Below are 23311 nucleotides of genomic sequence, written 5' to 3' on the forward strand. Positions count from 1 at the left end.
CACTGGTGACCGCAGGCACGCCGCTGCTGCTGCCACCCGACCTGCGTGCGCGCCTGCGTGCGCTGCGCCTGCGGCCACGCCTGGCCAGCGGTGCGAGCGGCATCGGCCAGCATGCCAGCCGCAGCCGCGGCGCCGGCCTGGAATTCGCCCAGTACCGCGCCTACGAGCCCGGTGACGAACTGCGCCAGATCGACTGGAAGCTGTATGCGCGCTCGGACCGCTTCTTCGTGCGCGAATCCGAGCGCGAAAGCCCGATTGCCGTCTGGCTGCTGCTCGATGCCACGGCCTCGGCGGGCCAGTCCGACCGTACAGCGCCCGGACGCAGCCGCCTGGATCACATGCGGCAGCTGGCTGCCTGCGTGGTCGAGCTGGCGCTGCAGCAGGGTGATCGCTTCGGCCTGCTGGCGATCAACGGCGAAGGCCTGCAGCTGATGCCGGCCGCGCATGGCGCGCGCCAGCGCGACCGCGTGCATCTGCAGCTGCATGCCCTGCAGGCGCGCGGCGCATGGCCGGCCGCAGAGCGGCTGCGACCGCTGTGGGAGCGCGTGCGCCCCGGCGATCTGCTGCTGGCCATCGGCGATGGCTTCGACGACGCGGGCATCGTGCTGCTGGAGCAGCTGGCCAGCGCCCGCCGCGAGGTGATGCTGCTGCAGGTACTGACGGCCGACGAGCGCGATTTCCCCTTCGACGCAGGCCATCGTTTCCGCGATCCGGAAACGGGCGATGAACTTCTCGGCGATGGCGCCGCGATCCGCGCCGACTACCTGCAGCGCTTCACCCAGGCGTGCGCCGCGCTGCAGTCGCGCCTGCAGGCCAGTGGCATCGCCTGCGCGACCGGTTGGCTGGATCAGCCACTGGACCAGCCGCTGCAGGCGCTGTTCGGCCGCAGGGGCGACGCATGAGCCTGCTGTTCCCGCTGGGCCTGGCGGCGCTGGCCGCATGGCTGCTGCCACTGCTGATCCACCTCGCCCGCCGTCATCCCTACACGCCACTGGATTTCGCTGCGCTGCGCTGGCTGCGCGCCCAGGTACGACCGCGGCAGCGCATCCGCTTCGATGATTGGCCGCTGTTGCTGGTGCGCCTGCTGTTGCTGGCCGCACTGGCCCTGCTGCTGGCGCGCCCGGCGCTGACCGGTCCTGCGCCCGTGCCAGCAGCGTGGACGGTGGTGGCACCGGGCCTGGACGCGACCGCGCTGCGCGGCAGCACCGATGCGCGCAACTGGCATTGGCTGGCGCCGGGCTTCCCCACCATCGACCAGCCCGCGCCGGCAGACGCTGCTGCCCTGCCCAGCCTGCTGCGCGAGCTGGACGCGCAGTTGCCGGCCGGCACCGCGCTGACCGTACACGTACCCGACCCCTTGCCCGGCCTTGATGGTGCCCGCCTGCAGCTGTCGCGCGAGGTGCAGTGGCAGCCACACGCGCTGGCCGTCACCGCGCCGCCACACGCTTCCCCGGCACCACGCCTGCGTACGCGCAGCGATGCACCGGCCGCTGCGCTGCAATGGCTGGGCGCGTTGCAGCGCGCGTGGAGCACGCAACCATTGGCGGCCCCCCTGGCCGACGACGCCTTGCCTGCCCGCGGCGAGAGCGGCGTATGGACCGCCACCGATGCGCTGCCTGGCACCTGGCAGCGCTGGCTGCAGCAGGGCGGCACGGTGCTGACCGCTGCGAAACCGCCAGCGGGTGCACCCGTACTGCTGCGCGATGCAGACAATGCACCGCTGCTGTGGCAGCAGCGCATCGGCCAGGGCCGCCTGCTGCATCTGCCCGGCGAATGGAACGTGGCCCGCAACAGTGCACTGCGCGATGACGGCCTGCCGCGCGACCTGCTGCAGGCCCTGCAACCGCCATCAACGCCGCGGCTGGGAGATGCGCAGGACCAGGCACCACGCCAGGCGCCCCTGCCTGCCGCAACGTCGCCCGTGCGCGAACCCACCGCCTGGCTGCTGCTGGTGATCGTGCTGCTGTTCGCGCTTGAGCGCTGGATGGCAAGCAGCGCGCGACGCAGGGCTGCACCATGAAGGCGCTGCAACAGGCATGGCAGCGCGCACGTCGGCGCCGCGCGGCGATCACCCTGCTGCTGGGCCTGCCGTGGGCGCTGGCGTCAGCGGCACTCGCGCTGCGCGTGTCCGGTTTCGATATCGCCTGCGTCGTGGCAACCGTGGCCCTGCTGATCATTGCGGGCGCCGCGACGATGCGCGCCCGGCAGCTGGACCGACGCTGGTTGCAGCGCAGGCTCGATGCCAGTGGCGCCAGCGAAGACAGCGCCGATCTGCTGTTTGCCGATGGTGCTGCGCTCAACCCATTGCAGCAGCGCCAGCGCACCCACGTGCTGGCTGCGCTTGAACGCAACCTCCCCGAGCTGCGACCACGCTGGCCACGCAGGGCAGTGGCGCTGTGCTGGATCGGCGGCATCGCCGTCGCTGTGCTGGCACTGGGCTGGCCGCACAGCGGCGCACCGCGCCCCACGGCGCCTGCCTCGCCGCAAAGCAGCGCCAGGGCCGGTCCATTGCGCCTGCAGTCCACTCGACTGCGCATCGACGCACCGGCCTACACCGGCCAACCCACGCGTACGCAGAACGCACTCGACGCCAAGGTCGCCGCCGACAGTCGCCTGTCCTGGTCACTGCGCTTCGACCGTGCACCCAGCAATGCCTGGCTGCAGTTCCACGACGGTCGACGCCTGCCGTTGCGTGAGCGCAATGGTGAATGGCAAGCGCAGGACGTAGCGCGTACCCCGGTGCTGTATCGCGTGGTCAGCGAACCGGCGCTGGCCGAAACCCGCCTGCATCGACTCGACGTGGTCGCCGACCGTGCGCCGACGGTGCGCGTGATCGAGCCTGCCACCAGCCTGGTGCTGGGCACCCCCGGGCAACGGCAGTGGACGCTGCGCTTCGAGGCCGGCGACGATCATGGCGTCTCCGCGCGGGCGACGCTGTCGATCACCATCACCCAGGGCAGCGGCGAGAACATCACCTTCGTGCGCCGCAGCGTGACGCTCAGCGGCAGCGGCGAGGTGAAGGCACGGCGCTTTGCCCATACCCTTGATCTGGCCGCGCTGGGCGCACAGCCCGGCAACGATGTGATCGCCCAGCTGGAAGTGCGCGACAACCACGCGCCGGCAGCACAGGTCGGCCGCAGCAGCAGCGTGATCCTGCGCCTGCCCAGCGCCGAGGCCGTGCTCGGTGCCGAACTGGAAGGCCGCATCAAGAAGACCCTGCCCGCGTACTTCCGCAGCCAGCGGCAGATCATCATCGACGCCGAGGCGTTGATCCGCGAACGCCGGAGCGTAGCCGCCGATACCTTCGTCAAGCGCAGCGATGCGATCGGCGTCGACCAGCGCATCCTGCGCCTGCGCTACGGCCAGTTCCTGGGCGAAGAAAGCGAGGGCGCGCCGAAGCCACCGCCGACCAGCGACCTGCCCACCAGCGATACGCCGGCGGCAGACGCACACGATGACGATCATGAGCACGGTCACGGCGCCGAGGCCGGCGCACACGACGAGCACGGCCACGACCACGGTGGCGCAGCCAGCGGCAATGACACGCCACCGGTGTTCGGCAGCGCCACCGACGTGCTGTCCGAGTACGGGCATACCCACGACCACGCCGAGGCGGCGACGCTGCTTGACCCGCAGACACGCGCCACCTTGAAGGCCGCGCTGGACCAGATGTGGTCGGCCGAAGGCGAGCTGCGCCAGGGCCGCCCCGAGCAGGCCCTGCCGTTTGCCTACAAAGCGCTGGCGTTCATCAAGCAGGTGCAGCAGGCCGAGCGCATCTATCTGGCGCGCGTCGGCCCGGAGCTGCCGCCGATCGACGAGAGCCGGCGCCTGGGCGGCGACCGTGCCGGGCTGGCCAGCCGCGACCTGCCGCTGGCCGCGCGCACGCCGCCCGATCCGGCCGTCGTCGAGGCCTGGCAGCGATTGGGCGACGAGGACGGCACGCCCGATCTGGACATGCTGGCCGCCTGGCAGCAGCGCAACAACGCCTTCCTGCCCGATGCACTGGACCTGGCTGCCGCCATCGAACAACTACGCATCGACCCCGGCTGCACCGAGTGCCGGCAGCGCCTGCGCGCGCAGCTGTGGCGTGCACTGCAGCGGCCACTGCCGCAGGTGATGCGACGCCGTGCGGCCGATGCCATGGGGCAGCGCTACCTCGATGCGCTGGAAGCACAGCCATGAGCACATCGGCATTGAACGTGTGGGTCGCAGTGGCGCTGGCGCTGATCGTGCTGGTCGCCAGTGCGCGCCAGCTGCGTTCGCCCACGCAGAGGCGCGGCCGTCTTATCGCCGTGCTCACGCTGCAGGCGGCCGCCGCTGCGCTGCTGTATGTCTGCCTGGTGCCGCCCTCACAGCGCGCTTCCCTGGCCGGCCTGGTGGTGATCGGCGCCGGGGCCGACAAGACCGGTGCACTGCCCACCGGCGACACCCGGGTGCTGCTGCCGGAAGCAACCGATATGGCCGGTGCAGCGCGCGTGCCGGACCTGGCCACCGCACTGCGCCGCTATCCGTCCTCCACGGTGACACTGATCGGTGCCGGCCTGGCCGCGCGTGACCGCGATGCCGCACTGCCCGCTGACACGCGCTGGCAGGCACCCTCTGCAGCCAACGGCTGGATCGCCCTGCAGCCGCCCGTGGACACCGCTCCCGGTGCGCGCTTCGACGTACACGCACAGGCACGCGGCGTAGACCGAGCGCAGGCCGAACTGCTGGACCCGGCCGGTGCCGTGGTCGATCGTGCAACGCTGGCAGAGGATGGCCGTGTACAGCTCAGCGGCATCGCCCGCGCCGAGGGCCGCAGCGTGTTCCAGCTGCGCCTGCTGGATGCGCAGGGCCATGTGGCCGACAGCGTGCCGGTGCCGCAGCAGACGCTGCCCGCCGCTCCGCTGCGCGTGCTGGTGCGCTCGGCTGCCCCCGGCGCCGAACTGAAGTACCTGCGGCGCTGGGCCACCGATGCCGGCATCCGCGTACAGGTGCAGGCCGAGACCGGCGCAGGCCTCAGCCTGGGCGACGGCAACGTGGCGTTGGACGCCTCCACGCTGGCGCGCAGCGATCTGCTGCTGCTCGACGAACGCAGCCTGGCCGCGCTCGGTGCCGCTCAGCTGGCGGCCGTGCGCCAGGCCCTGCGTGATGGCCTCGGCCTGCTGGTGCGCAGTACCGGCGCGCCATCAGCCAGCGCACGACAACGCCTGCGCGATCTCGGCCTGCCCGTGCAGGGCGATGCCAGCAGCCAGGTTGCGGCAATGCCCGGCGAGGGTGACGCAACGATGCTGCAGGCACGTCGCGGGCCGCTTGCCGCCGGCACCCTGCCCACCACTGATGGCGAAGACGCCGACCGCGCATCGCACGCCGCGGCGCTGCCGGCGCTGGAGTACCTGGCGCTGCAGGCAGCCGACAGCCGCCCCCTGCTGCAGGATCGCGACAGCAAGCCCATCGGTGGGTGGCGCGCCGTCGGCAAGGGACGCATCGGGCTGCTGCCGATCACGGACAGCTGGCGCTGGGTACTGGCCGGTCGCGAGGATCGCCACGGTGAGTTGTGGAGCACGGTGTTCGCCTCCCTCGCTCGCGCGCAGCCCGGTACCGAAGGACCGTGGTCGACACAGGCACTGGCCTGGGCGGGCGAACGGCAGTCGCTGTGCGGCGTGCAGGCACCGCTGCGGGCCTTCGACGGACGCGGCGATGGCGTGCCGCTGATCGTCGACAGCACCACCAGCACAGCACGATGCGCGGGCTGGTGGCCGCGCCAGGCCGGTTGGCAGCGCCTGCAGCACGGCGACCGCACGCAGTGGCGCTACGTGTTCGATCCGAAGCAGGCCCCTTCCCTGCACCGGCAGGCGATGATGGATGCCACCGCGCAGCGGCTGGCCACTGCGGCGCCAGCAACCGCGCAGGCGAGCCAGCGTGTACCAGGGCCGCGCTGGCCGTGGTGGCTGGCGTTCGTGCTGTGCGCATCGCTGCTGTGGTGGCTTGAGCGCCGACGCTGATCCCGGGGTTGGATCCCTTTCGCCTGCGAAAGGGCCCTGACCCCACCGTTTGGATCGCGAACACCATCCACGCATGGCGTGGATCTACTGATGCCGTGCAGGGTAGATGCCCGCCTTGGTTGGCGCCGGGCCGTCCGCGCGTTTCATCCACGCATCGCGTGGATCTACTTGCGCCGATACACACCGTTGAAGCGCACGTTCATGCCGCCGCACTCGCTGTTGTCGGCCACGATCAGCACATCGCCCAGCAGCTGCGCGTGCACCGTGCAGGTGTCCTCCACGAAGTCGACCTGGGCACCACGCGGTACTGCCTGTGCGCTTACCGCGCCGATGTTCGGGCCGCCCGGGCGTTCTGCCGGTGTCGGGTTGGCCGAGGGCCAGTAGGCATCGCCTTCCACGTGCAGCTGGCCGTCACGCACGCGGATGCGCAGGCCGTTGTCACTGTCCTTCCAGTCTCCGGACCAGGCCTGCAGCGTCGGCGCGGGTACCGGCAACGCCTGCAGCTTGCTGCGATCCACCCAGCCTGCGCTGCCACCCACCTTGTTCGGGAAGAACGCGCAGCGGTAGCGACCAAGATCACGCCCGGTCACCACCGTGTCACCACTCACCACGTAGCTGCGCTGGCGGCAGGCGGGTTCGCCCTTGGCCGGGCAGCCGTCCATGTCGCCCAGCAGGTACAGGCGCGGCGTGCCCACCACCTTGGCCAGGGCAAAGCCCGATTGTTCCGAAGGGAACGCGCCATTGCGGCACGAACCGCCATCGGTCAGGTCGCTGGCGAACGCGGCAAGCGGGCTCAGCGTTGCAAGCAGGAACAGGGTACGCAGCAGCATCCAGGCAGCCTCGAAGGGAAGGCCCGCAGGATAACGCCTACTTCTCCGGCGGTGCGCCGCAACCATCCTGCTGGGCGCAGAACTGCAGCGCGCGCCGTTGCTGCTCGGCGCTCAGTTCCGGTGGCGGCCGCGCGATGGCCGACTGGATCTGGTCCGGGCCGCCAGTGATCTTGTTCAGGCCCTTGGCCGCAGCCATCACGCCCTTGACCACGCCCATCATGATGTAACCGCCGCCCATACTGACCTGCTCGGGCGAGGGCGGCTCACTCCAGTCGCGGCTGAAGCGGTTGTTCTCCGCGCGCATCGGGTTCTTGAAGCGGTACAGGTCCAGCGGCTGGTCGTCTTCGGGCTTGAGCGCGCGCACTTCGCCCAGCGTGGTCACGTTCCCCTGCGCGGGCGGCACGACCACGGGCGCGTCATCAGCAGCGGGCGGCACGGCAGGCGCCGGTACGGGATCAGGCGTGGGCACGGGTACGGCCGCCGGCGTCGTCTGCTGCGCGTGCGCGATGCCCGCCAGCAGCATGCCGGCCAGAAGTGCTCCCTGCGTTGCCCGTTTTGCCACAGCCATCACCCTTGCCTGTTGCGTCCAAGTGTCGAGGATACGGGTGCGGGCTTCAGATTTCGTTGGAGGTGGCAAAGGCGTTCAGCGCACAGCGCACGGCACTGAATGATTCACTCCATCCCATCGCCGTGTCTCACATCCTGAGACGTGAATGTGGTGCCATGTGACCCCTCGAAAAATGTCCCGGCTCCATCTTCCATGGCCTACGAACTCGCCAAGCGCACCGCCGATGCGGAGCAGCAGCTCGCCACCCGCGATGGCCTGCCCGCGCGCGATGGCGCACTGCTCAGTGCACGCCTGCAGCGCCGCTACCAGGATCGCATCACCGGCAGCTTCGCCATTCCCGGCCGCGAAGGCCGCTATGCGCCGATTCCTGATTCCGTGCCACCGGCCCTGACTGCGGCACTGAAGGCACGCGGCATCGAGCAGCTCTACAGCCACCAGGCCGAGGCATGGGAGGCCAGCCAGCGTGGCGACCACGTCGCCATCGTTACCCCCACCGCCAGCGGCAAGTCGCTGTGCTACACCCTGCCGGTGGTCAGCGCCGCCATGCAGGACAAGGCCAAGGCGCTGTACCTGTTCCCCACCAAGGCACTGGCCCAGGACCAGGTGGCCGAACTGCTGGAGCTCAACCGCGCCGGCGACCTCGGAGTGAAGGCCTTCACCTTCGACGGCGACACCCCCGGCGACGCGCGGCAGGCGATCCGCCTGCATGGCGACATCGTGGTCTCCAACCCGGACATGCTGCATCAGGCGATCCTGCCGCATCACACCAAGTGGGCGCAGTTCTTCGAGAACCTGCGCTACATCGTCATCGACGAAATACACACCTATCGCGGCGTGTTCGGCAGCCATGTCACCAACGTGCTGCGCCGGCTCAAGCGCATCTGCGCGTTCTACGGGGTGCAACCGCAGTTCATCCTGTGCTCGGCCACCATCGGCAACCCGCAGGCGCATGCCGAGGCGCTGATCGAAGCACCGGTCACCGCAATCACCGAATCCGGTGCACCCAGCGGGCCGAAGCAGGTGCTGCTGTGGAATCCGCCGGTGATCAACCCCGACCTGGGCCTGCGTGCCTCGGCGCGCTCGCAGAGCAACCGCATCGCCCGCATCGCGATCAAATCCGGGCTGAAGACGCTGGTGTTCGCGCAGACCCGGCTGATGGTGGAGGTGCTGACCAAGTACCTGAAGGACATCTTCGATCACGATCCGCGCAAGCCACCCCGCATCCGCGCCTACCGCGGCGGCTACCTGCCCACCGAGCGCCGCGAGACCGAGCGTGCGATGCGTGCCGGCAACATCGACGGCATCGTCAGCACCTCGGCGCTGGAACTGGGCGTGGACATCGGCAGCCTGGACGTGGTGATCCTCAACGGTTACCCCGGCAGCGTGGCTGCCACCTGGCAGCGCTTCGGCCGCGCCGGACGCCGCCAGCAGCCCGCACTCGGAGTGATGGTGGCCAGTTCGCAGCCGCTGGACCAGTACGTGGTGCGCCATCCGGACTTCTTCGCCGAGGCGTCGCCGGAACACGCACGCATCGCACCCGACCAGCCGTTGATCCTGTTCGATCACATCCGCTGCGCGGCGTTCGAACTGCCGTTCCGGGTCGGCGATGGCTTCGGCCCGATCGATCCTGAGGTGTTCCTGGAAGCACTGGCCGAAACCGAGGTCATCCACCGCGAAGGCGAACGCTGGGAGTGGATCGCCGACAGCTATCCGGCCAACGCGGTCAGCCTGCGCGCGGTGGCCGATGGCAACTTCGTGGTGGTCGACCGCAGCGATGGCCGCCAGCAGATCATCGCCGAAGTGGACTACTCCGCTGCAGCGCTGACCCTGTACGAAGGCGCCATCCACATGGTGCAGTCCACGCCCTACCAAGTGGAAACGCTGGACTGGGAAGGCCGCAAGGCCTACGTCACCCGCACCCACGTGGACTACTACACCGACAGCATCGACTTCACCAAGCTCAAGGTGCTGGACCGTTTCGATGGCGGCGTGGCCGGCCGCGGTGATTCGCACCATGGCGAAGTGCACGTGGTGCGCCGCGTGGCCGGTTACAAGAAGATCCGCTACTACACCCACGAGAACATCGGCTACGGCCCGGTCAACCTGCCCGACCAGGAACTGCACACCACCGCGGTGTGGTGGCAGCTGCCGCAGGCGCTGCTGCTGCGCGCCTTCGCCAGCAAGCAGGATGCGCTGGATGGGTTCCTCGGCGCCGCCTATGCACTGCACATCGTAGCCACGGTGGCGGTGATGGCCGATGCGCGCGACCTGCAGAAGTCGGTGGGCAACGGCGATGGCACCTGGATCGCGATTGCCGACCAGAGCGGGCGCGGCCAGCTGCGGGGCAGCGATGGCGAGCCTGGCGCGGTGGAACTGCTGCAGGAATTCGTGCCGACCGTATACCTGTACGACAATTTCCCGGGTGGCGTCGGCCTGAGCGAGCCGTTGTGGCAGCGCCAGGCCGAGCTGGTGCAGCGCGCGCGCGAACTGGTACAGCGCTGCGACTGCAAGGCGGGTTGCCCGGCCTGCGTCGGTCCGGTGCTTGCCGCGCAGGAACAGGATGAAACCTCGCCGCGTGCGCTGGCGCTGCGCGTGCTCGACCTGTTCGATGCGCAGGCCTGCCAGCATGTGGCCGATGTGGTGGTGAGCACACGCGACCCGATGGAGCTGATCGCCCCGTGAGCCTGAGCCTGGACAAGCTGCGGCTGCTTCGCAAGCAGGCGGGTGACCCGAAAGCAGCCACGCCTGCCGCGCCGACGCAGCAGACGCCGCCGGCACTCATGGCCGCCAACGATGCGCGGCAGCCACCGGCCGAGCGTTCGGTATTTGCCTGGGTGGAACAGGAGATCCGCCACAAGCCGACCGGCACCGCCACCACCACGCCTGCGCCGGCAGCACTGCGACGGCCCGAGGTCGGCAGCCTGCATCGCCTGCTCGGCATGCGCTCGCGGGGTGGCCCTGCGCCGGCACGCGCCAGCGCGCAGGATCGCCAACTGCCCGGCAACGAGATTGCGCCCGGCCTGTTCCTGATCGAGTCACTGCTGCCGCAGCCGATTCCCGCCATGCCGCTGTCGCTGGCCTTCGCCAAGCGCGAGGGTGAACACGTGGCTGCGCGCGACCTGCTGTTCTTCGATACCGAGACCACCGGCCTGGCCGGCGGCACCGGCACCCGCGCCTTCATGATCGGTGCCGCCGACTGGCATGTGTGCCCGCAGCGTGGCGAAGGCCTGCGCATCCGCCAGCTGCTGATGTCGACGATGGCTGCCGAGGAAACGATGTTGGCCGCTTTCGCCAGCTGGCTGCAGCCGCATACCGTGTTCTGCAGCTACAACGGCCGCAGCTACGATGCCCCACTGCTGAAGACACGCTATCGGCTGGCCCGCCAGGCCGATCCCATCACCGCGCTGGACCATGTCGACCTGCTGTATCCCACTCGCCGCCGTTACCGCGGTACGTGGGAGAACTGCAAGCTGTCCACCATCGAGCGGCAACTGCTGCGCGTGGTGCGCGAAGATGACCTGCCCGGCTCGGAAGCCCCCGCCGCATGGCTGCGCTTCCTGCGCGGCGGTGATGCGGTGAATCTGCGCCGGGTGGCCGACCACAACCACCAGGACGTGGTGACCCTGGCCCTGCTGCTGCAGCGGTTGGTGCGGGAAGAGCAGCGCGAACGGGAGACCCTGGCGCTGGTAAGCGGATGAACGGAGAGGGTGGATCCAGGCCGCGTTGACATCACTGACACAGCGCTCGGCGACACTGCCGCTACTGAACACCACCCAGGAGTACTGCCATGCGTCGATCCCCCCTGTTGCTGCTTGCGGCCATCCTGCCGCTGGCCGCCTGCAGCCATGCCGGTGGCAACGCCTCCGCCGATGCCGGCAGCCTGCCGGCCAAGGTGTCCGATGGTCCGCAGGAGTGCCGCCCCGAGGCGCTGGACGCATTCACCGGCAAGACCGCCGACGAAGCGACGATCAAGAAGCTGGTGGCCGACAGTGGCGCGCGCAACGCACGCGTGGTCAAACCGGGGATGGCGGTGACCATGGACTTCCGCCAGGACCGGGTGACCGTGCAGGTGGACGCACAGAACCGTATCGAACGCGCCAGCTGCGGTTGATGGGGTAGCGCCGGGCCCTGACCGGCGGATTCCATTCGCATACGCGCCGCTGCGGGCGCCGGGCATGGCCCGGCGCTCCGCTCTGTCAGAGCCGCTCGGCCTTGCCGCTGGCCAGCGCACGCGCGATGACCTGCTCTGCCTGCTTCGCTGCCTGTGCCTGCAGCCGTGCCTGACGCTCACCCAACGCGGCCTGTTGACTGCCCAGTGCCGCCTGCTGGCTTCCCAACGCGGCCTGCTGGCTGGCGAGTCGGCTCATCTCGCGGCTACGCTCGGACTGCAGCGCCTGGTTGCGGGCAACCTGTGATGCGCGCTGTGCTTCGGCCGCAGCCTTGCGTGCAATCGCCGCATCATCCACCGCGCCGCGTGTAGCCCGCGCCGCTTCGGCTGCCGCTTCGCGATTGATGTCGCGATCGTTGATCGCACTGCGTGCAGCCCGTGCGGCTGCGAGGGCGATTTCACGCGCCTCTTCGCCCTGCAGCCTGCCCAGCTCGCCCTGCTCGCGGCCGAGCTGGCCCTGCTGACGACCCAGCACACTCTGCTGGCGCCCCAGTTCACTCTGCTGGCGGCTCAGGTCGACGGCGCCGGCATAGGCACGCTGCAACGACTGGATCAGCATCGGATCGCGCACGACGTAGCGCTTGTCGCCCTGGCGGAACCACAGGGCGGGGCCGTCACCAAGCCGGCTGCGCGCCTGCATCACATCGTCCATGCCGGCATTGGCGAACGCCTGGCCGTGATCGACGAGAACGAAGGCCTGCTGTGGCGGCGTACCCAGATCCAGCTGGCCATGGGTGACGATGGTGGTCTGCGAGTGCGCATGGGTGCCTGCGTCCTGCTCCTCGTCTTCATTGACGTCGGCAGGTTCCTCAGGCTCGGCGGGTTCTGCCGGCTCGGCCCAGTCGGCCGGCTCTGCCGGTACCGCTGCGGCAGGCGGCGCTGCCGGTGCCGGGGGTGCTGCGGGCGGCGGCGGCGGCGCTGGCACAGCGCGCGGCGGTGCCGGCGGTGCAGGCGGGACCGGCGCGGCCACCAGCCGCATCGGCGCCACACCCACGGCCAATACAACCAGCGTCAAGCCGACGGCCAGCAGGCGCGGGCACGCCCGGTGCGACTGCAGCGACAGCAGGCGGCGCTTGAGGCTGGTGGTGCTGGGCGCTGCGCTGGCCACGCCGAGGTGTGGCTGCGGCGCCACACCCAGCTGCAGCAGCAACCGGCCATAGGCATGGCGGCTGGCACCGTGCTGGCCGACCACCGCCGCATCCACGGCTTCCTCGCGGGCCTGGGCGTATTCGCGCACGGCCAGGCGCAGCAGCGGATGGAAGAAGAACAGGTGCTGGGCCAAGGCAGGCAGCAGCCCCCACTGCAGGTCACGACGCTGCAGGTGTTGCAGCTCGTGGGTCAGCGCCAGGTCCAGCGCATCGCCCTGCAGCGCGTTCATTCCCGCCGGCAGCAGCAGCACCGGACGGAACGGCCCGACCAACTGCGGCGCGTCCACCTGGTCGCTCATCCACAGGCGCGGCGCGCGGCGCAGGCCGTGCGCATCCGAAGCCAGCTGCAGCGCCTGCACCAGTGCCTGGTCCTCGCACGGATACGACGCCGCCAGCAGCGCGCGGCAACGGCGCCATTCGCCAAAGGTCCGCAACGCCATCAGCAGTACACCGGACATCCACAGCGCGGCCAGGGCCAATGCCCACCAGGCCACCGGGGTGCTGCCGACATCACCCATCGGCGTGTTCGCCAGCAGGTGCGCCGATGCCTCCGGTGCCATCGTATATATCGCGTCCGCCGCAAGATCCACGGTCGTCATTGCCACCGCATCGGGTGCGGGCAACCAGGCCAGCTGCAGCGGTTGGCTCCACAACAGACCGACCACCGCCTGCAGCGACACCAGCCACCACAACCGGCAACGGGTGGCCGCCGACAGTGCCGGCAGCGCGCGGCACAGCAGGTACACCAGCGCCACCAGCAGCACGGTCTGCAGGCTCGTCCAGCCCAGCCGTTCCAGCATCGGAATCAACATCGAGGTATCCATGGCTCAGTCCTCCTGGCGACGCGATTGCAGTTCGGCCACCAGCGCTTCCAGTTCGGCCAGTTCGTTGTCGCTGACCTTCTGCCGCTGCGACAGGTACGCCACGAATGGCGACACCGAGCCCTGCAGCGTGTTGTCGACGAACTGGGCAACGGCGCCCTGCAGCACGCTCTCCGGGCCACGGGTGGGCTGGTAACGGTAGACACCCTGCTGCTGCCTGCGCTGCAGGTAACCCTTGGCGCGCAGGCGCTCCATCATCGTCAACACCGTGGACCGGGCCAGTCCGCGCGGTTCGCCATAGCCGCTGGCGACCTCGCCGACGCTGGCCGGTGCCTGCTCATCCACATACTGCAGCAGGGCCAGTTCCTGGTCCCCGATGGTCTTGCCACGCATGACAACACTCCATTGACTACACGTGTCGCTACTGTTGCCATGACGACACCTGTAGTCAACCCCCCGGAAGTCATGGGCCGACGAACGGTAGCGCGCGCAGCCGGCTTAAACCTTTTACGCCGGGCGCGCATCCGACCCATGGCCTGTCGCCTGCGGCAGCCGTCACCGCCGCCGATCTTTCCGACCTCCGGGAACCCGCATGACTCGCCAGACGCTACGAACCCTGCTCATGATCATCAGCCTGCTGCCCTTCGCCGCCGTCTCCGCCAACCAGGACCAGGCCAACGACCAGACCCGTCGTTTCATCCGCCAGACCATGCAGGAACAGCGCATCCCGGGCCTGCAGATCGCGGTGGTCAAGGATGGCCAGGTGGTGCTGTCGGAAACCTATGGGCTGGCCAACGTCGAGAACGGTGTGGTCGCCACCCGCAGCACCCGGTTCCCGCTCAACTCGGCCACCAAATCCTTCACCGGCGTCGCTCTGGCGCAGCTGGCACAGGACGGGCGGGTGGATCTGGACGCGCCCATCGCGCGCTATCTCGACGACCTGCCCGAAAGCTGGCGGGCAGTGCGGGTGCGCCAGCTGCTCGCCCACACCTCCGGCCTGCCCGACATCCTCGATGCAGAGGGATTGCTGGGTGGGGGTTCGGAACAGGACGCATGGCAGGCGGTCCGCGCGCTGCCGGCAGAGGCCAGGGCCGGCGAGCGTTTCCAGTACAACCAGACCAACTACCTGCTGCTGGCGCGGATCATCGCGCGGCAATCCGGCATGCCCTACGAACGCTTCCTGGCCACCGGCCAGTTCTCCACCGCGCGCATGGCACGCACCACCTTTGGCGACAGCTACGACCTGATCCCGGATGCGGCGACGATGTACAGCTACCTGCCACGCGCCAGCGATGCAAAGGATGCACCGCCGCGCCTGTCGCACTGGTTCTACGACATGCCGCCCGGCCTGTGGGCCGGCGGCGGCATCCTCACCACGGCCGATGACACCGCGCGCTGGTTGGTTGCATTGCAGGAGGGACGCCTGCTGGAGCAGCGCGCGGTGCAGCAGATGTGGACGGCCGAACGCCTCAATGATGGCAGTGCTGGCGACTGGGCCGCAGGCTGGCCGGTGTTCAGCACCGCGCCCGACCTGCAGGTGGGTGGCATGGGCGGCGCGCGCTCAGCCTTCATCGTCTATCCCGAGCGCGAACTCGCCGTTGTCGTGCTGACCAATCTGGTCGGCGCCAATCCGCAGCAGTTCATACCGCGCATCGCCGGTTTCTACACTGCCGCACCCAAGAGCGGCGCCGCCGCGCGCTAACCGCGCGGCCCGCCCATCACCGGCAGGATCACCCCGCTGATGTAGCTGGCGCAGGCCGGTGAGGCCAGGAACACATAGGCCGGCGACAGTTCTTCCGGCTGTGCCGGCCGCCCCATGTCACTGTCCTTGCCGAACTCGGCCACGTCCTTGGCCTGCTTGTCGGCCGGGTTCAACGGCGTCCACACCGGCCCCGGCGCCACGCAGTTGACCCGGATGCCGCGCGGCAGCAACTGGCTGGCCAGCGCCTTGGTGAACGCATGGATCGCGCCCTTGGTAGCCGAGTAATCGATCAGTGCCTTGCTGCCGAACAGGCCGGTTTCCGAGCCGGTGTTGATGATGCTGGCGCCCTCGCCCAAGTGTGGCAGCACTGCGCGTGCCATCTGGATGTAACCGCCGATGTTGGTCTGCAGGGTTTCCTGCAGGTGCGCATCTTCCAGGTCTTCCAGGCGCTCGCAGTGCAGCTGGAACGCCGCGTTGTTGACCAGGATGTCGATGCCACCAAACGCCTTGGCCACCTGTTTGACTGCCTTGTTGCAGAAGCGCGGGTCGCGCACGTCGCCGGCGATCACCACGCAGCGGCCGCCCTCTTTTTCCACGTGCTGACGCGTCAACTCGGCGTCCTTGGCTTCATCCAGATGCAGCACGGCAACGTCGGCGCCTTCGCGGGCGAACAGTACCGCCACCGCCCGGCCGATGCCGGAATCACCACCGGTGACGATGGCTCGCATCCCTTGCAGCTTGCCGCTGCCGACGTAATCCGGCGCGAGGAAGCGCGGGGCCAGTTCCAGTGCGTGCTCATGGCCGGGCTTGGCCAGATGCTGCGCCGGCATCTTCTCCGGCTGATGGCGCGGGCCAGCCTGGGTGGTGGTCTTCTTGGTCGCCTTTTTTGCCGCCTCCTTCGCTACGCGTACATCCTTCGCTTTTTCCTGGTCCTGCAGGCGCCGCTGCCGTGCTGCGACACGCGCCGCGCGCGGATCGGAAGCGGCGGCCTTGCGGGTGGCGGTCTTCACCACGCGCGGGCGCTCGGACGTGGTGGCTTCGGCGGCGGCGGGCGCTGCCTGGGTGCCTTTGCGTACCTTCGGCGATGCCTTGCGGCGGGCGGGGGTCTTCTTGGTGGTGGCCATGCAGGTCTCCTCGGGAGGATGGGGGTTGCCGGCCAGCGGCCGGCACTACCGGGGCGCGTGCGCCGCAGTACCGGGGGCGGCGTGCGCCGCTCGTGCAGTGTCTCCACGCAGGCTGTTGGCGACAGTGAGCGAACTGTGTCCATCGCGTGCACGGCATTCATTCCGCCACCACGCGTGTCGTCGCACCCTGCAGGCCACAACACGAGGAACGCCCCCCATGAAACATGCCATTGCCACCGCCGCCGTCTGCTTCGCTCTCGCCGCCTGCAGCAGCAGCCCGGTCGCCCAGGTCCAGCCGATCGATGGGGTGATTTCAGGCCAGTGCCACACCGACAAGGTGCGCGGCGCAGTCGGCCTGGCCGCTTCGGGCATGACCATCGAACGTGCGCGCGTGGACAGCGACAGCCTGCACGTGCAGGTAACCCGCGGCAGCCGCGAGCGCAGCGGCAACACCGCCAGCGGCGCTGCCGATCCGGCCGCCGGCGCAGCCACGGAAGGTGGGGATCGCCTGACCATCGAAACCGGCCGCACCAACAACATCACCGCCATCTACTGCGGCTGACCTGCCTTGCGGCTGAGCCGCCGGGCCCGGCGCAGCACCTTCAATGTGGCCTGCTCCCACTGCCGCGGGCCGCGCAGGCCCGCCAGTGCGGTCAGTTCGCCGCGTTCCCAACCGGCGAACACGCAGGGATCAATGTAGGCCTTGCGGCATACCGCTGGCGTATTGCCCAAGCGCGCAGCCACCTGGCACACAACCTCGCGTTGCGCCTTGGCCAGCGCGCGTTGGCTGGCCGGCTCGGGCAGCTCGGTGGCGGCGAAGGCCTGCACCGCCGCCATCGTGCCGCCCCAGGTGCGGAAGTCCTTGGCGGTGAAGTCCTCGCCCATCACCTCGCGCAGGTAGTCGTTCACCGCGCCCGAATCCACCGGCTGCACCTCGCCCGCGTCGTCGCGGTACTGGAACAGGGCCTGACCCGGCAGCTGCTGCACGCTGCGCACCAGCGCGCCCAGCCGACGGTCACCGACCACCACCTCCTGCAACTGCCCGGACTTGCCGCGGAAGCGCATGCGCACCCGGCCACCCCGAAGCAGGTCCAAGTGACGGTTGCGCAACGTTGTCAGGCCGTATGACTTGTTCTCCTGCGCATAGGTTTCATTGCCCACCCGCACCAGCGTGTCGGCCAGCAGCGCGACCACAACCGCCAGCACCTTCTCGCGCGGGAAACCGCTGCGCTTGAGGTCGCGGCCCAGGCGCCGCCGCAGCGCTGGCAACGCCTGGCCGAAGGCGATGGTGCGGTCGAACTTGCCGGCGTCGCGAACGGCAGCCCAGTCGGCGTGGTAGCGGTACTGCTTGCGCCCGCGCGCGTCGCGGCCGGTGGCCTGCAGGTGGCCATCGGCGCGGGCACAGATCCACACGGCGGTATAGGCCGGTGGAATGGCCAGCGCGCGGATGCGCTGCAGGGTGGCGGCATCGCGCACGGCATGACCATCGGCATCGCGATAGGAAAAACCCTTGCCGGCGCGGACGCGGCTGAAACCGGGCTGGGTGTCATCGACGTAGCGCAGGCCGGCGGCGCGCGCGGCCTGGCGTTCGGGTGTGGGGGTCGCTGGCATGCCTGCAGTCTGCCGATCGGCGCGGCGTGGCCACGTCAATAACGCAAGACAAACACGTGAGGGCGGGTTCGCCGCTATGCTCGGCCTTTCACCGTCCCTTCCATTCCGGAGTCATGATGTCGTTCCCGATCCGCGCCCGTTCCCTCTCCGCCCTGCTGCTGCCGGCCGTGCTGGCCCTGACCGCCTGCCAGGCGCCGTCGCTGGATGAGCAGGATTCGGCCACCGCCCACGCACAGCAGGCCGCCGAGGCCGCCAAGGCGCCGGCCGACGAAGCCGGCAAGGCCACCGAAGCACCGCCGGTCGGCAACTGCGATGCCAGCCAGGTGCAGAGCCTGGTCGGCCAGCCCTATACCGAAGCGCTCGGCAAGCAGGCCCAGGAAGATGCCGCGGCCAAGCAGCTGCGCGTGCTGCACCCCAATGACGTCACCACGATGGAGTTCCTGGGCGACCGCCTGAACATCGAAGTGGACGCAAAGGACGTGGTAAGCGGCGTCCGCTGCGGCTGAGGAACCCCGCGCCGGCAAGCGTTTGCCGGCGCTTTGGTTGCGCCTGCAACCGTGTATTGCGGCGTTGCAGCAACCTGTGATCTAGTCGAGGCATCCGGTGGCCTCATGATGCGCTCCAGGAAGAGCACGGCGTGTGCGTCAGGGTGAGTGTGAAGACACTTGGCGTGCGGCCCGACAAGGCGCGCGCCGCCGCGCAGGCGAGTGCCTGCGCAAGGTGAGCAACGCCGTATGGGCGTGCGCCAAGCGGCTTCCCGACGGGCGCGCCATGCGCGGCACACTCCACCATGACGTACAGGGCGTGCTCTACAGAGCGGGCAGGAGTGTCCCCGTTCATTTCAATCTGCATCGAGGTAGAGATGGCCCCCCGCAACCGCCAAGGGCTTTACGACCCGCGCTCCGAGCGCGATGCCTGTGGATTTGGCATGGTCGCCCAGCTCGACGACCAGCCTTCGCGCCTGCTGGTCGATACCGCCATCGCTGCGCTCTCGCGCATGACCCACCGTGGTGGTGTCGCCGCCGATGGGCTCACCGGCGATGGCTGTGGCCTGCTGCTGCGCCGCCCCGATGCCTTCCTGAAACTGCTGGCCAGTGAAGCCGGCATCGCCGTCGGCGCGCGCTTCACTGCGGGCCTGGTATTCCTGCCGCACGATGCCGATGCCGCGCAGGCCTGCCGCACGCAGCTGCAGCAGCAGATCGAAGCGGTGGGCTGCAAGGTGGCCGGCTGGCGCGAGGTACCGACCGACGACAGCGTCTGCGGACAACTGGCACGCGATACCCTGCCGCGCATCGAGCAGGTGTTCGTCGATGCCGGCGTCGGTCAGGATGACGCCGGCTTCGGCCTGGCCCTGTTCCTGGCCCGCCGCCGCAGCGAACAGCAGCTGCGCGCGCACGCCGACTACTACGTCACCACGCTCAGCCCCAACGCCATCAGCTACAAGGGCATGGTGCTGCCGGACAAGCTCAGCCGCTTCTTCCCGGACCTGCAGCGGCGCGAACTGGCCTCCAGCGCCATCGTGTTCCACCAGCGCTTCTCCACCAATACGCTGCCGCGCTGGCCGCTGGCGCACCCGTTCCGGATGCTCGCCCACAACGGCGAGATCAACACCATCGAAGGCAACCGGCGCTGGGCACAGGCGCGCAGCAAGGTGTGGAAGACACCCCGTTTCGACATCGGCGAGTTCGACCCGGTCATCTCCATGCACGGCTCCGATTCGCAGAGCCTGGACAACATGCTGGAACTGATGGTGTCCGCCGGCATGGAGCTGATCCAGGCCCTGCGCATCCTGGTGCCGCCGGCAACGCAGTCGCTGGAATTCAAGGACCCGGACCTGGCTGCGTTCTACGAGTTCCACGGCCTCAACAGCGAACCGTGGGACGGCCCGGCCGGCATCGTCGCCTGCGACAGCCGCTACGCGGTGTGCACCCTCGACCGCAACGGCCTGCGCCCGGCGCGCTGGATGCTGACCGCCGATCGCCACTTCCTGGTCGCCTCCGAAGCAGGCGTCTGGGAAGTACCGACCGAGCGCGTGGTGCGCAAGGGCAAGCTCGGCCCGGGCGAGATGATCGCCATCGACCTCAAGCGCGGTGACCTGCTCGATTCGGAGGCCATCGACCGCATCAACCGCGGGCGTGCACCGTACAAGCAGTGGTTGCAGCAGGGCGTCACCTACCTGCAGACCGAACTGATCGACCCGTCGCTGGTGGAAGAGCCGTTCGACGAAAGCACCCTGCGCAGCTACCACAAGCTGTACCAGCTCAGCAGCGAGGAAGTGGAACAGGTGCTGCGGCCGCTGGCCGAGACCGAGCAGGAAGCCACCGGCTCGATGGGCGATGACACGCCGATGGCCGTGCTCAGCCAGCGCAGCCGTCCGCTGTACGACTATTTCCGCCAGGCCTTCGCGCAGGTCACCAACCCGCCGATCGACCCGCTGCGCGAAGACTGCGCGATGTCCCTGTCCACCCAGCTCGGCAAGGAGACCAACATCTTCCATGCCGGCCCGGAGACGGTGAACCACGTCATCCTCAACTCGCCGGTGCTGAGCCAGCGCAAGCTGCGCCAGCTGCTGAAGATGGACCAGTACGTGCAGGCCAACCGCCTGCTCGACCTGTCCTACAGCGAAGAGGAAGGCCTGCGTGCGGGCATCGAACGCATCTGCGTCGAGGCCGAACAGGCTGCGCGCGACGGCATGGTGATGCTGCTGCTGTCCGACCGCTACCCGGTGGCCGGGAGGCCGATGGTGCATGCGCTGCTGGCCACCAGCGCCATCCACCACCACCTGTCACGGCTGGGCCTGCGCTGCGACGTCAACCTGATCGTGGAAACCGGCACCGCGCGCGACGCGCACCACATGGCTTGCCTGCTCGGCTTCGGTGCCACGGCGGTGTATCCGTACCTGGCCTACCAGACCCTGTTCGACCTCGGCCGACGCGGCATCCTCAAGCTCAGCAAGGGCGGTGAGCAGTCGCAGATCGGCCGCCGCTACCGCAAGGGCATCTACAAGGGCCTGTCCAAGATCATCTCGAAGATGGGCATCTGTACCGTGGCCAGCTACCGCGGTGCGCAGCTGTTCGAGATCATCGGCCTGGAGCCGGAGGTCGTGGAGCTGTGCTTCCCCGATACCGCGTCGCGCATCGGTGGCGCCGGCTTCGCGCGCCTGGATGCCGACGCGCGCGAACTGTGCGCGCAGGCCTGGGACGCCCAGCAGGGCGTGGATGTCGGCGGCCTGCTGAAGTACGTGCACGGCGGCGAGTACCACATGTACAACCCGGACGTGGTGACCACCCTGCAGCGCGCAGCGCGCAGCGGTGACCCGCGTGCGTGGCAGCAGTACTGCGATGCCGTGCATGCGCGCCCGCCGTCGGCGCTGCGCGATCTGCTGCAGCTGGTGCCGGCGGCAACGCCGACGCCGCTGGACGAAGTGGCACCGGCCAGCGATCTGTTCCCGCGTTTCGATACCGCCGCGATCAGCCTCGGTGCGCTCTCGCCCGAGGCGCATGAAGCGCTGGCCATTGCGATGAACCGCCTCGGCGGCCGCAGCAATTCCGGCGAAGGTGGCGAAGACCCGGCGCGCTATGGCAGCGACAAGCGCAGCAAGATCAAGCAGGTGGCCTCAGGCCGCTTCGGCGTCACCGCCGAGTACCTGGTCAACGCCGAAGTGCTGCAGATCAAGGTTGCGCAGGGCGCCAAGCCCGGCGAAGGCGGCCAGCTGCCCGGGCACAAGGTCAATGAACTGATCGCACGCCTGCGCTATGCCAGGCCGGGCATCGGCCTGATCTCGCCACCGCCGCACCACGACATCTACTCCATCGAAGACCTGGCGCAGCTGATCTACGACCTCAAGCAGGTCAACCCGACCGCGCTGGTGTCGGTGAAGCTGGTCAGCCATGCCGGCGTCGGCACGATCGCGGCGGGCGTGGTCAAGGCCGGTGCGGACCTGATCACCATTTCCGGCCACGACGGCGGTACCGGTGCTTCACCGGTCAGCTCGATCCGCTACGCCGGCGTGCCGTGGGAACTGGGCATCGCCGAGGCGCACCAGGCGCTGGTGGCCAACGACCTGCGTGGGCGCACCCTGCTGCAGACCGACGGCGGCCTGAAGACCGGCCTGGATGTGGTCAAGGCGGCGCTGCTGGGCGCGGACAGCTTCGGCTTCGGCACCGCGCCGATGATCGTGCTGGGCTGCAAGTACCTGCGCATCTGCCACCTCAACAACTGCGCCACCGGCGTCGCCACCCAGGACGAACGCCTGCGCGAGAACCACTTCACCGGCCAACCCGAGCGCGTGGAGAACTTCTTCCGCCTGCTGGCCGAGGAAGTACGCGGCTGGCTGTCGGTACTGGGCGCACGTTCGCTGCAGGAAATCGTCGGCCGCACCGACCTGCTGCGCCAGCTTGAGGTCTCGCCGCGCGAGGACGTGCGCGTGGACCTGTCGCGGCTGCTGGCAGACGCCAGTTACCCGGGCAGCCACTGCGCCGCACAGCGCCTGTATGAATCTCCCGACAGCCTGGCCACGCAGATGGACGGCCTGCTGGCCGAGGCCATCGAACACAAGCGCGGTGGCGAGCATCGCTTCCTGATCCACAACACCGACCGCAGCATCGGCACCCGCCTGGCCGGCGCCGTGGCGCGCGCGCACGGCAACCAGGGCATGGCCGAATCGCCGCTGGAACTGCGCTTCCGCGGCAGCGCCGGGCAGAGCTTCGGCGCCTTCAACGTCGGCGGCCTGCATCTGGAAGTGGAAGGTGAAGCCAACGACTACGTCGGCAAGGGCATGGCCGGTGGCCGCCTGGTGGTGCGTCCGCCGCGTGGCGCACGCTTCGAGGCACGCAGTACCGCGATCATCGGCAACACCTGCCTGTATGGCGCAACCGGTGGCGAGCTGTTCGCCGCTGGCCGTGCCGGTGAACGATTCGCCGTGCGCAACTCCGGCGCACTGGCAGTAGTGGAAGGTGCAGGCGATCACTGCTGTGAGTACATGACCGACGGCGTGGTGCTGGTGCTGGGCAAGGTCGGCCTCAACTTCGGTGCCGGCTTCACCGGTGGCCTGGCCTACGTGCTGGACGTGGACCGCGATTTCGTCGACCGCTACAACCACGAGCTGATCGACATCCATCGCGTCTCCGCCGAAGGGTTCGAGAACTACCGCCAGCATCTGCACCGCCTGATCGGCCGTCATCGCGAACTGACCGGCAGCATCTGGGCGCAGCAGATCATGGACGAGTTCCGTGATTACATCGGCAAGTTCTGGCTGGTCAAACCCAAGGCCGCCAGCATCGAGTCGCTGACCGAAACCCTGCGCCGCGCGGCGTGACACACCGCACGTGACGGATGCGCCGCATGCACTGGGCG

At 69.1% G+C, this 23311-nt stretch carries 17 protein-coding genes; 11 read left to right on the top strand and 6 right to left on the bottom strand.

The genetic code is table 11. The features are described from left to right. Positions 1–5 precede the first annotated feature (5 nt). The 4 genes from M2299_RS06440 to M2299_RS06455 are packed head-to-tail and all read left to right on the top strand — an operon-like array spanning position 6 to position 5984. On the top strand, positions 6–902 hold the full coding sequence (locus tag M2299_RS06440) for a DUF58 domain-containing protein (RefSeq protein WP_280884076.1): 897 nt from the start codon (positions 6–8) through the stop codon (positions 900–902). After that, the gene (locus M2299_RS06445; protein WP_280884077.1) at positions 899–2020 is read left to right on the top strand and encodes a BatA domain-containing protein; all 1122 of its coding nucleotides are present in this window, start codon (positions 899–901) and stop codon (positions 2018–2020) included. The genes M2299_RS06440 and M2299_RS06445 overlap by 4 nt, the downstream gene beginning before the upstream one ends. Further along, the gene (locus M2299_RS06450) at positions 2017–4182 is read left to right on the top strand and encodes a hypothetical protein (RefSeq protein ID WP_280884078.1); all 2166 of its coding nucleotides are present in this window, start codon (positions 2017–2019) and stop codon (positions 4180–4182) included. The genes M2299_RS06445 and M2299_RS06450 overlap by 4 nt, the downstream gene beginning before the upstream one ends. After that, a complete protein-coding gene (locus tag M2299_RS06455; RefSeq protein ID WP_280884079.1) occupies positions 4179–5984 on the top strand; it encodes a hypothetical protein in 1806 nt (601 codons plus the stop codon). The genes M2299_RS06450 and M2299_RS06455 overlap by 4 nt, the downstream gene beginning before the upstream one ends. Before the next feature lie 164 nt (positions 5985–6148). On the opposite strand, the gene M2299_RS06460 is transcribed toward M2299_RS06455, so the two are convergent. Next, positions 6149–6814, bottom strand: a complete 666-nt coding sequence (locus M2299_RS06460) for a hypothetical protein (protein WP_099844572.1) — start codon at positions 6812–6814, stop codon at positions 6149–6151. A 37-nt stretch (positions 6815–6851) separates the two neighbouring features. After that, the gene (locus tag M2299_RS06465; RefSeq protein WP_059063117.1) at positions 6852–7382 is read right to left on the bottom strand and encodes a hypothetical protein; all 531 of its coding nucleotides are present in this window, start codon (positions 7380–7382) and stop codon (positions 6852–6854) included. 192 nt (positions 7383–7574) lie between these two features. On the opposite strand from M2299_RS06465, the gene M2299_RS06470 reads away from it, so the two are divergent. The 3 genes from M2299_RS06470 to M2299_RS06480 all read left to right on the top strand — a co-directional run bounded on the left by M2299_RS06470 (position 7575) and on the right by M2299_RS06480 (position 11493). Further along, positions 7575–10064, top strand: a complete 2490-nt coding sequence (locus M2299_RS06470) for a DEAD/DEAH box helicase (protein WP_280884080.1) — start codon at positions 7575–7577, stop codon at positions 10062–10064. Next, positions 10061–11080 carry a ribonuclease H-like domain-containing protein gene (locus M2299_RS06475; RefSeq protein ID WP_099786315.1) on the top strand — a complete coding sequence of 340 codons (1020 nt, stop codon included), beginning with the start codon at positions 10061–10063 and terminating at the stop codon, positions 11078–11080. The genes M2299_RS06470 and M2299_RS06475 overlap by 4 nt, the downstream gene beginning before the upstream one ends. 89 nt (positions 11081–11169) lie before the next feature. Beyond that, entirely contained in the window at positions 11170–11493 is a 324-nt protein-coding gene (locus tag M2299_RS06480; protein ID WP_025876032.1) for an I78 family peptidase inhibitor, read from the top strand. 85 nt (positions 11494–11578) lie between these two features. Here M2299_RS06480 and M2299_RS06485 read toward each other — a convergent pair whose 3' ends face one another. Both M2299_RS06485 and M2299_RS06490 read right to left on the bottom strand, forming a co-directional pair. Further along, positions 11579–13522 (bottom strand): M56 family metallopeptidase, encoded by a 1944-nt coding sequence (locus tag M2299_RS06485; protein WP_059063112.1) that lies wholly within the window; start codon positions 13520–13522, stop codon positions 11579–11581. Between the two features lie 3 nt (positions 13523–13525). Next, entirely contained in the window at positions 13526–13912 is a 387-nt protein-coding gene (locus M2299_RS06490) for a BlaI/MecI/CopY family transcriptional regulator (protein ID WP_025876036.1), read from the bottom strand. 229 nt (positions 13913–14141) lie between these two features. Here M2299_RS06490 and M2299_RS06495 point away from each other — a divergent pair, with 229 nt between their 5' ends. After that, on the top strand, positions 14142–15221 hold the full coding sequence (locus M2299_RS06495; protein WP_099844568.1) for a serine hydrolase domain-containing protein: 1080 nt from the start codon (positions 14142–14144) through the stop codon (positions 15219–15221). Here M2299_RS06495 and M2299_RS06500 read toward each other — a convergent pair. Then, the gene (locus M2299_RS06500; protein ID WP_280884081.1) at positions 15218–16345 is read right to left on the bottom strand and encodes an SDR family oxidoreductase; all 1128 of its coding nucleotides are present in this window, start codon (positions 16343–16345) and stop codon (positions 15218–15220) included. The two genes, M2299_RS06495 and M2299_RS06500, sit on opposite strands and share 4 nt — an antisense overlap. A gap of 217 nt (positions 16346–16562) precedes the next feature. Here M2299_RS06500 and M2299_RS06505 point away from each other — a divergent pair, with 217 nt between their 5' ends. Beyond that, complete coding sequence (locus tag M2299_RS06505; RefSeq protein WP_025876040.1) at positions 16563–16907, top strand: hypothetical protein; 345 nt, start codon at positions 16563–16565, stop codon at positions 16905–16907. Here M2299_RS06505 and M2299_RS06510 read toward each other — a convergent pair. Continuing rightward, positions 16895–17956 (bottom strand): DNA topoisomerase IB, encoded by a 1062-nt coding sequence (locus M2299_RS06510; protein WP_032978407.1) that lies wholly within the window; start codon positions 17954–17956, stop codon positions 16895–16897. The two genes, M2299_RS06505 and M2299_RS06510, sit on opposite strands and share 13 nt — an antisense overlap. A 116-nt stretch (positions 17957–18072) precedes the next feature. Here M2299_RS06510 and M2299_RS06515 point away from each other — a divergent pair, with 116 nt between their 5' ends. Together M2299_RS06515 and gltB are read left to right on the top strand one after the other, a co-directional pair. Next, entirely contained in the window at positions 18073–18462 is a 390-nt protein-coding gene (locus M2299_RS06515; protein ID WP_025876043.1) for an I78 family peptidase inhibitor, read from the top strand. Positions 18463–18818: 356 nt separating this feature from the next. Beyond that, on the top strand, positions 18819–23273 hold the full coding sequence (gene gltB, locus M2299_RS06520) for a glutamate synthase large subunit (RefSeq protein WP_280884082.1): 4455 nt from the start codon (positions 18819–18821) through the stop codon (positions 23271–23273). Positions 23274–23311: the final 38 nt, after the last annotated feature.

This window comes from Stenotrophomonas sp. 1278 (assembly GCF_029892765.1).
Classification (GTDB): Bacteria; Pseudomonadota; Gammaproteobacteria; order Xanthomonadales; family Xanthomonadaceae; genus Stenotrophomonas; species Stenotrophomonas indicatrix.

Excerpts from the sequence above, each read along its gene's own strand:
- M2299_RS06445 (WP_280884077.1), top strand. The coding sequence starts at position 899 with ATGAGCCTGCTGTTCCCGCTGGGCCTGGCGGCGCTGGCCGCATGGCTG.
- M2299_RS06450 (WP_280884078.1), top strand. The coding sequence starts at position 2,017 with ATGAAGGCGCTGCAACAGGCATGGCAGCGCGCACGTCGGCGCCGCGCG.
- M2299_RS06455 (WP_280884079.1), top strand. The coding sequence starts at position 4,179 with ATGAGCACATCGGCATTGAACGTGTGGGTCGCAGTGGCGCTGGCGCTG.
- M2299_RS06460 (WP_099844572.1), bottom strand. The coding sequence starts at position 6,814 with ATGCTGCTGCGTACCCTGTTCCTGCTTGCAACGCTGAGCCCGCTTGCC.
- M2299_RS06465 (WP_059063117.1), bottom strand. The coding sequence starts at position 7,382 with ATGGCTGTGGCAAAACGGGCAACGCAGGGAGCACTTCTGGCCGGCATG.
- M2299_RS06470 (WP_280884080.1), top strand. The coding sequence starts at position 7,575 with ATGGCCTACGAACTCGCCAAGCGCACCGCCGATGCGGAGCAGCAGCTC.
- M2299_RS06480 (WP_025876032.1), top strand. The coding sequence starts at position 11,170 with ATGCGTCGATCCCCCCTGTTGCTGCTTGCGGCCATCCTGCCGCTGGCC.
- M2299_RS06485 (WP_059063112.1), bottom strand. The coding sequence starts at position 13,522 with ATGGATACCTCGATGTTGATTCCGATGCTGGAACGGCTGGGCTGGACG.
- M2299_RS06490 (WP_025876036.1), bottom strand. The coding sequence starts at position 13,912 with ATGCGTGGCAAGACCATCGGGGACCAGGAACTGGCCCTGCTGCAGTAT.
- M2299_RS06495 (WP_099844568.1), top strand. The coding sequence starts at position 14,142 with ATGATCATCAGCCTGCTGCCCTTCGCCGCCGTCTCCGCCAACCAGGAC.
- M2299_RS06500 (WP_280884081.1), bottom strand. The coding sequence starts at position 16,345 with ATGGCCACCACCAAGAAGACCCCCGCCCGCCGCAAGGCATCGCCGAAG.
- M2299_RS06505 (WP_025876040.1), top strand. The coding sequence starts at position 16,563 with ATGAAACATGCCATTGCCACCGCCGCCGTCTGCTTCGCTCTCGCCGCC.
- M2299_RS06510 (WP_032978407.1), bottom strand. The coding sequence starts at position 17,956 with ATGCCAGCGACCCCCACACCCGAACGCCAGGCCGCGCGCGCCGCCGGC.
- M2299_RS06515 (WP_025876043.1), top strand. The coding sequence starts at position 18,073 with ATGTCGTTCCCGATCCGCGCCCGTTCCCTCTCCGCCCTGCTGCTGCCG.
- gltB (WP_280884082.1), top strand. The coding sequence starts at position 18,819 with ATGGCCCCCCGCAACCGCCAAGGGCTTTACGACCCGCGCTCCGAGCGC.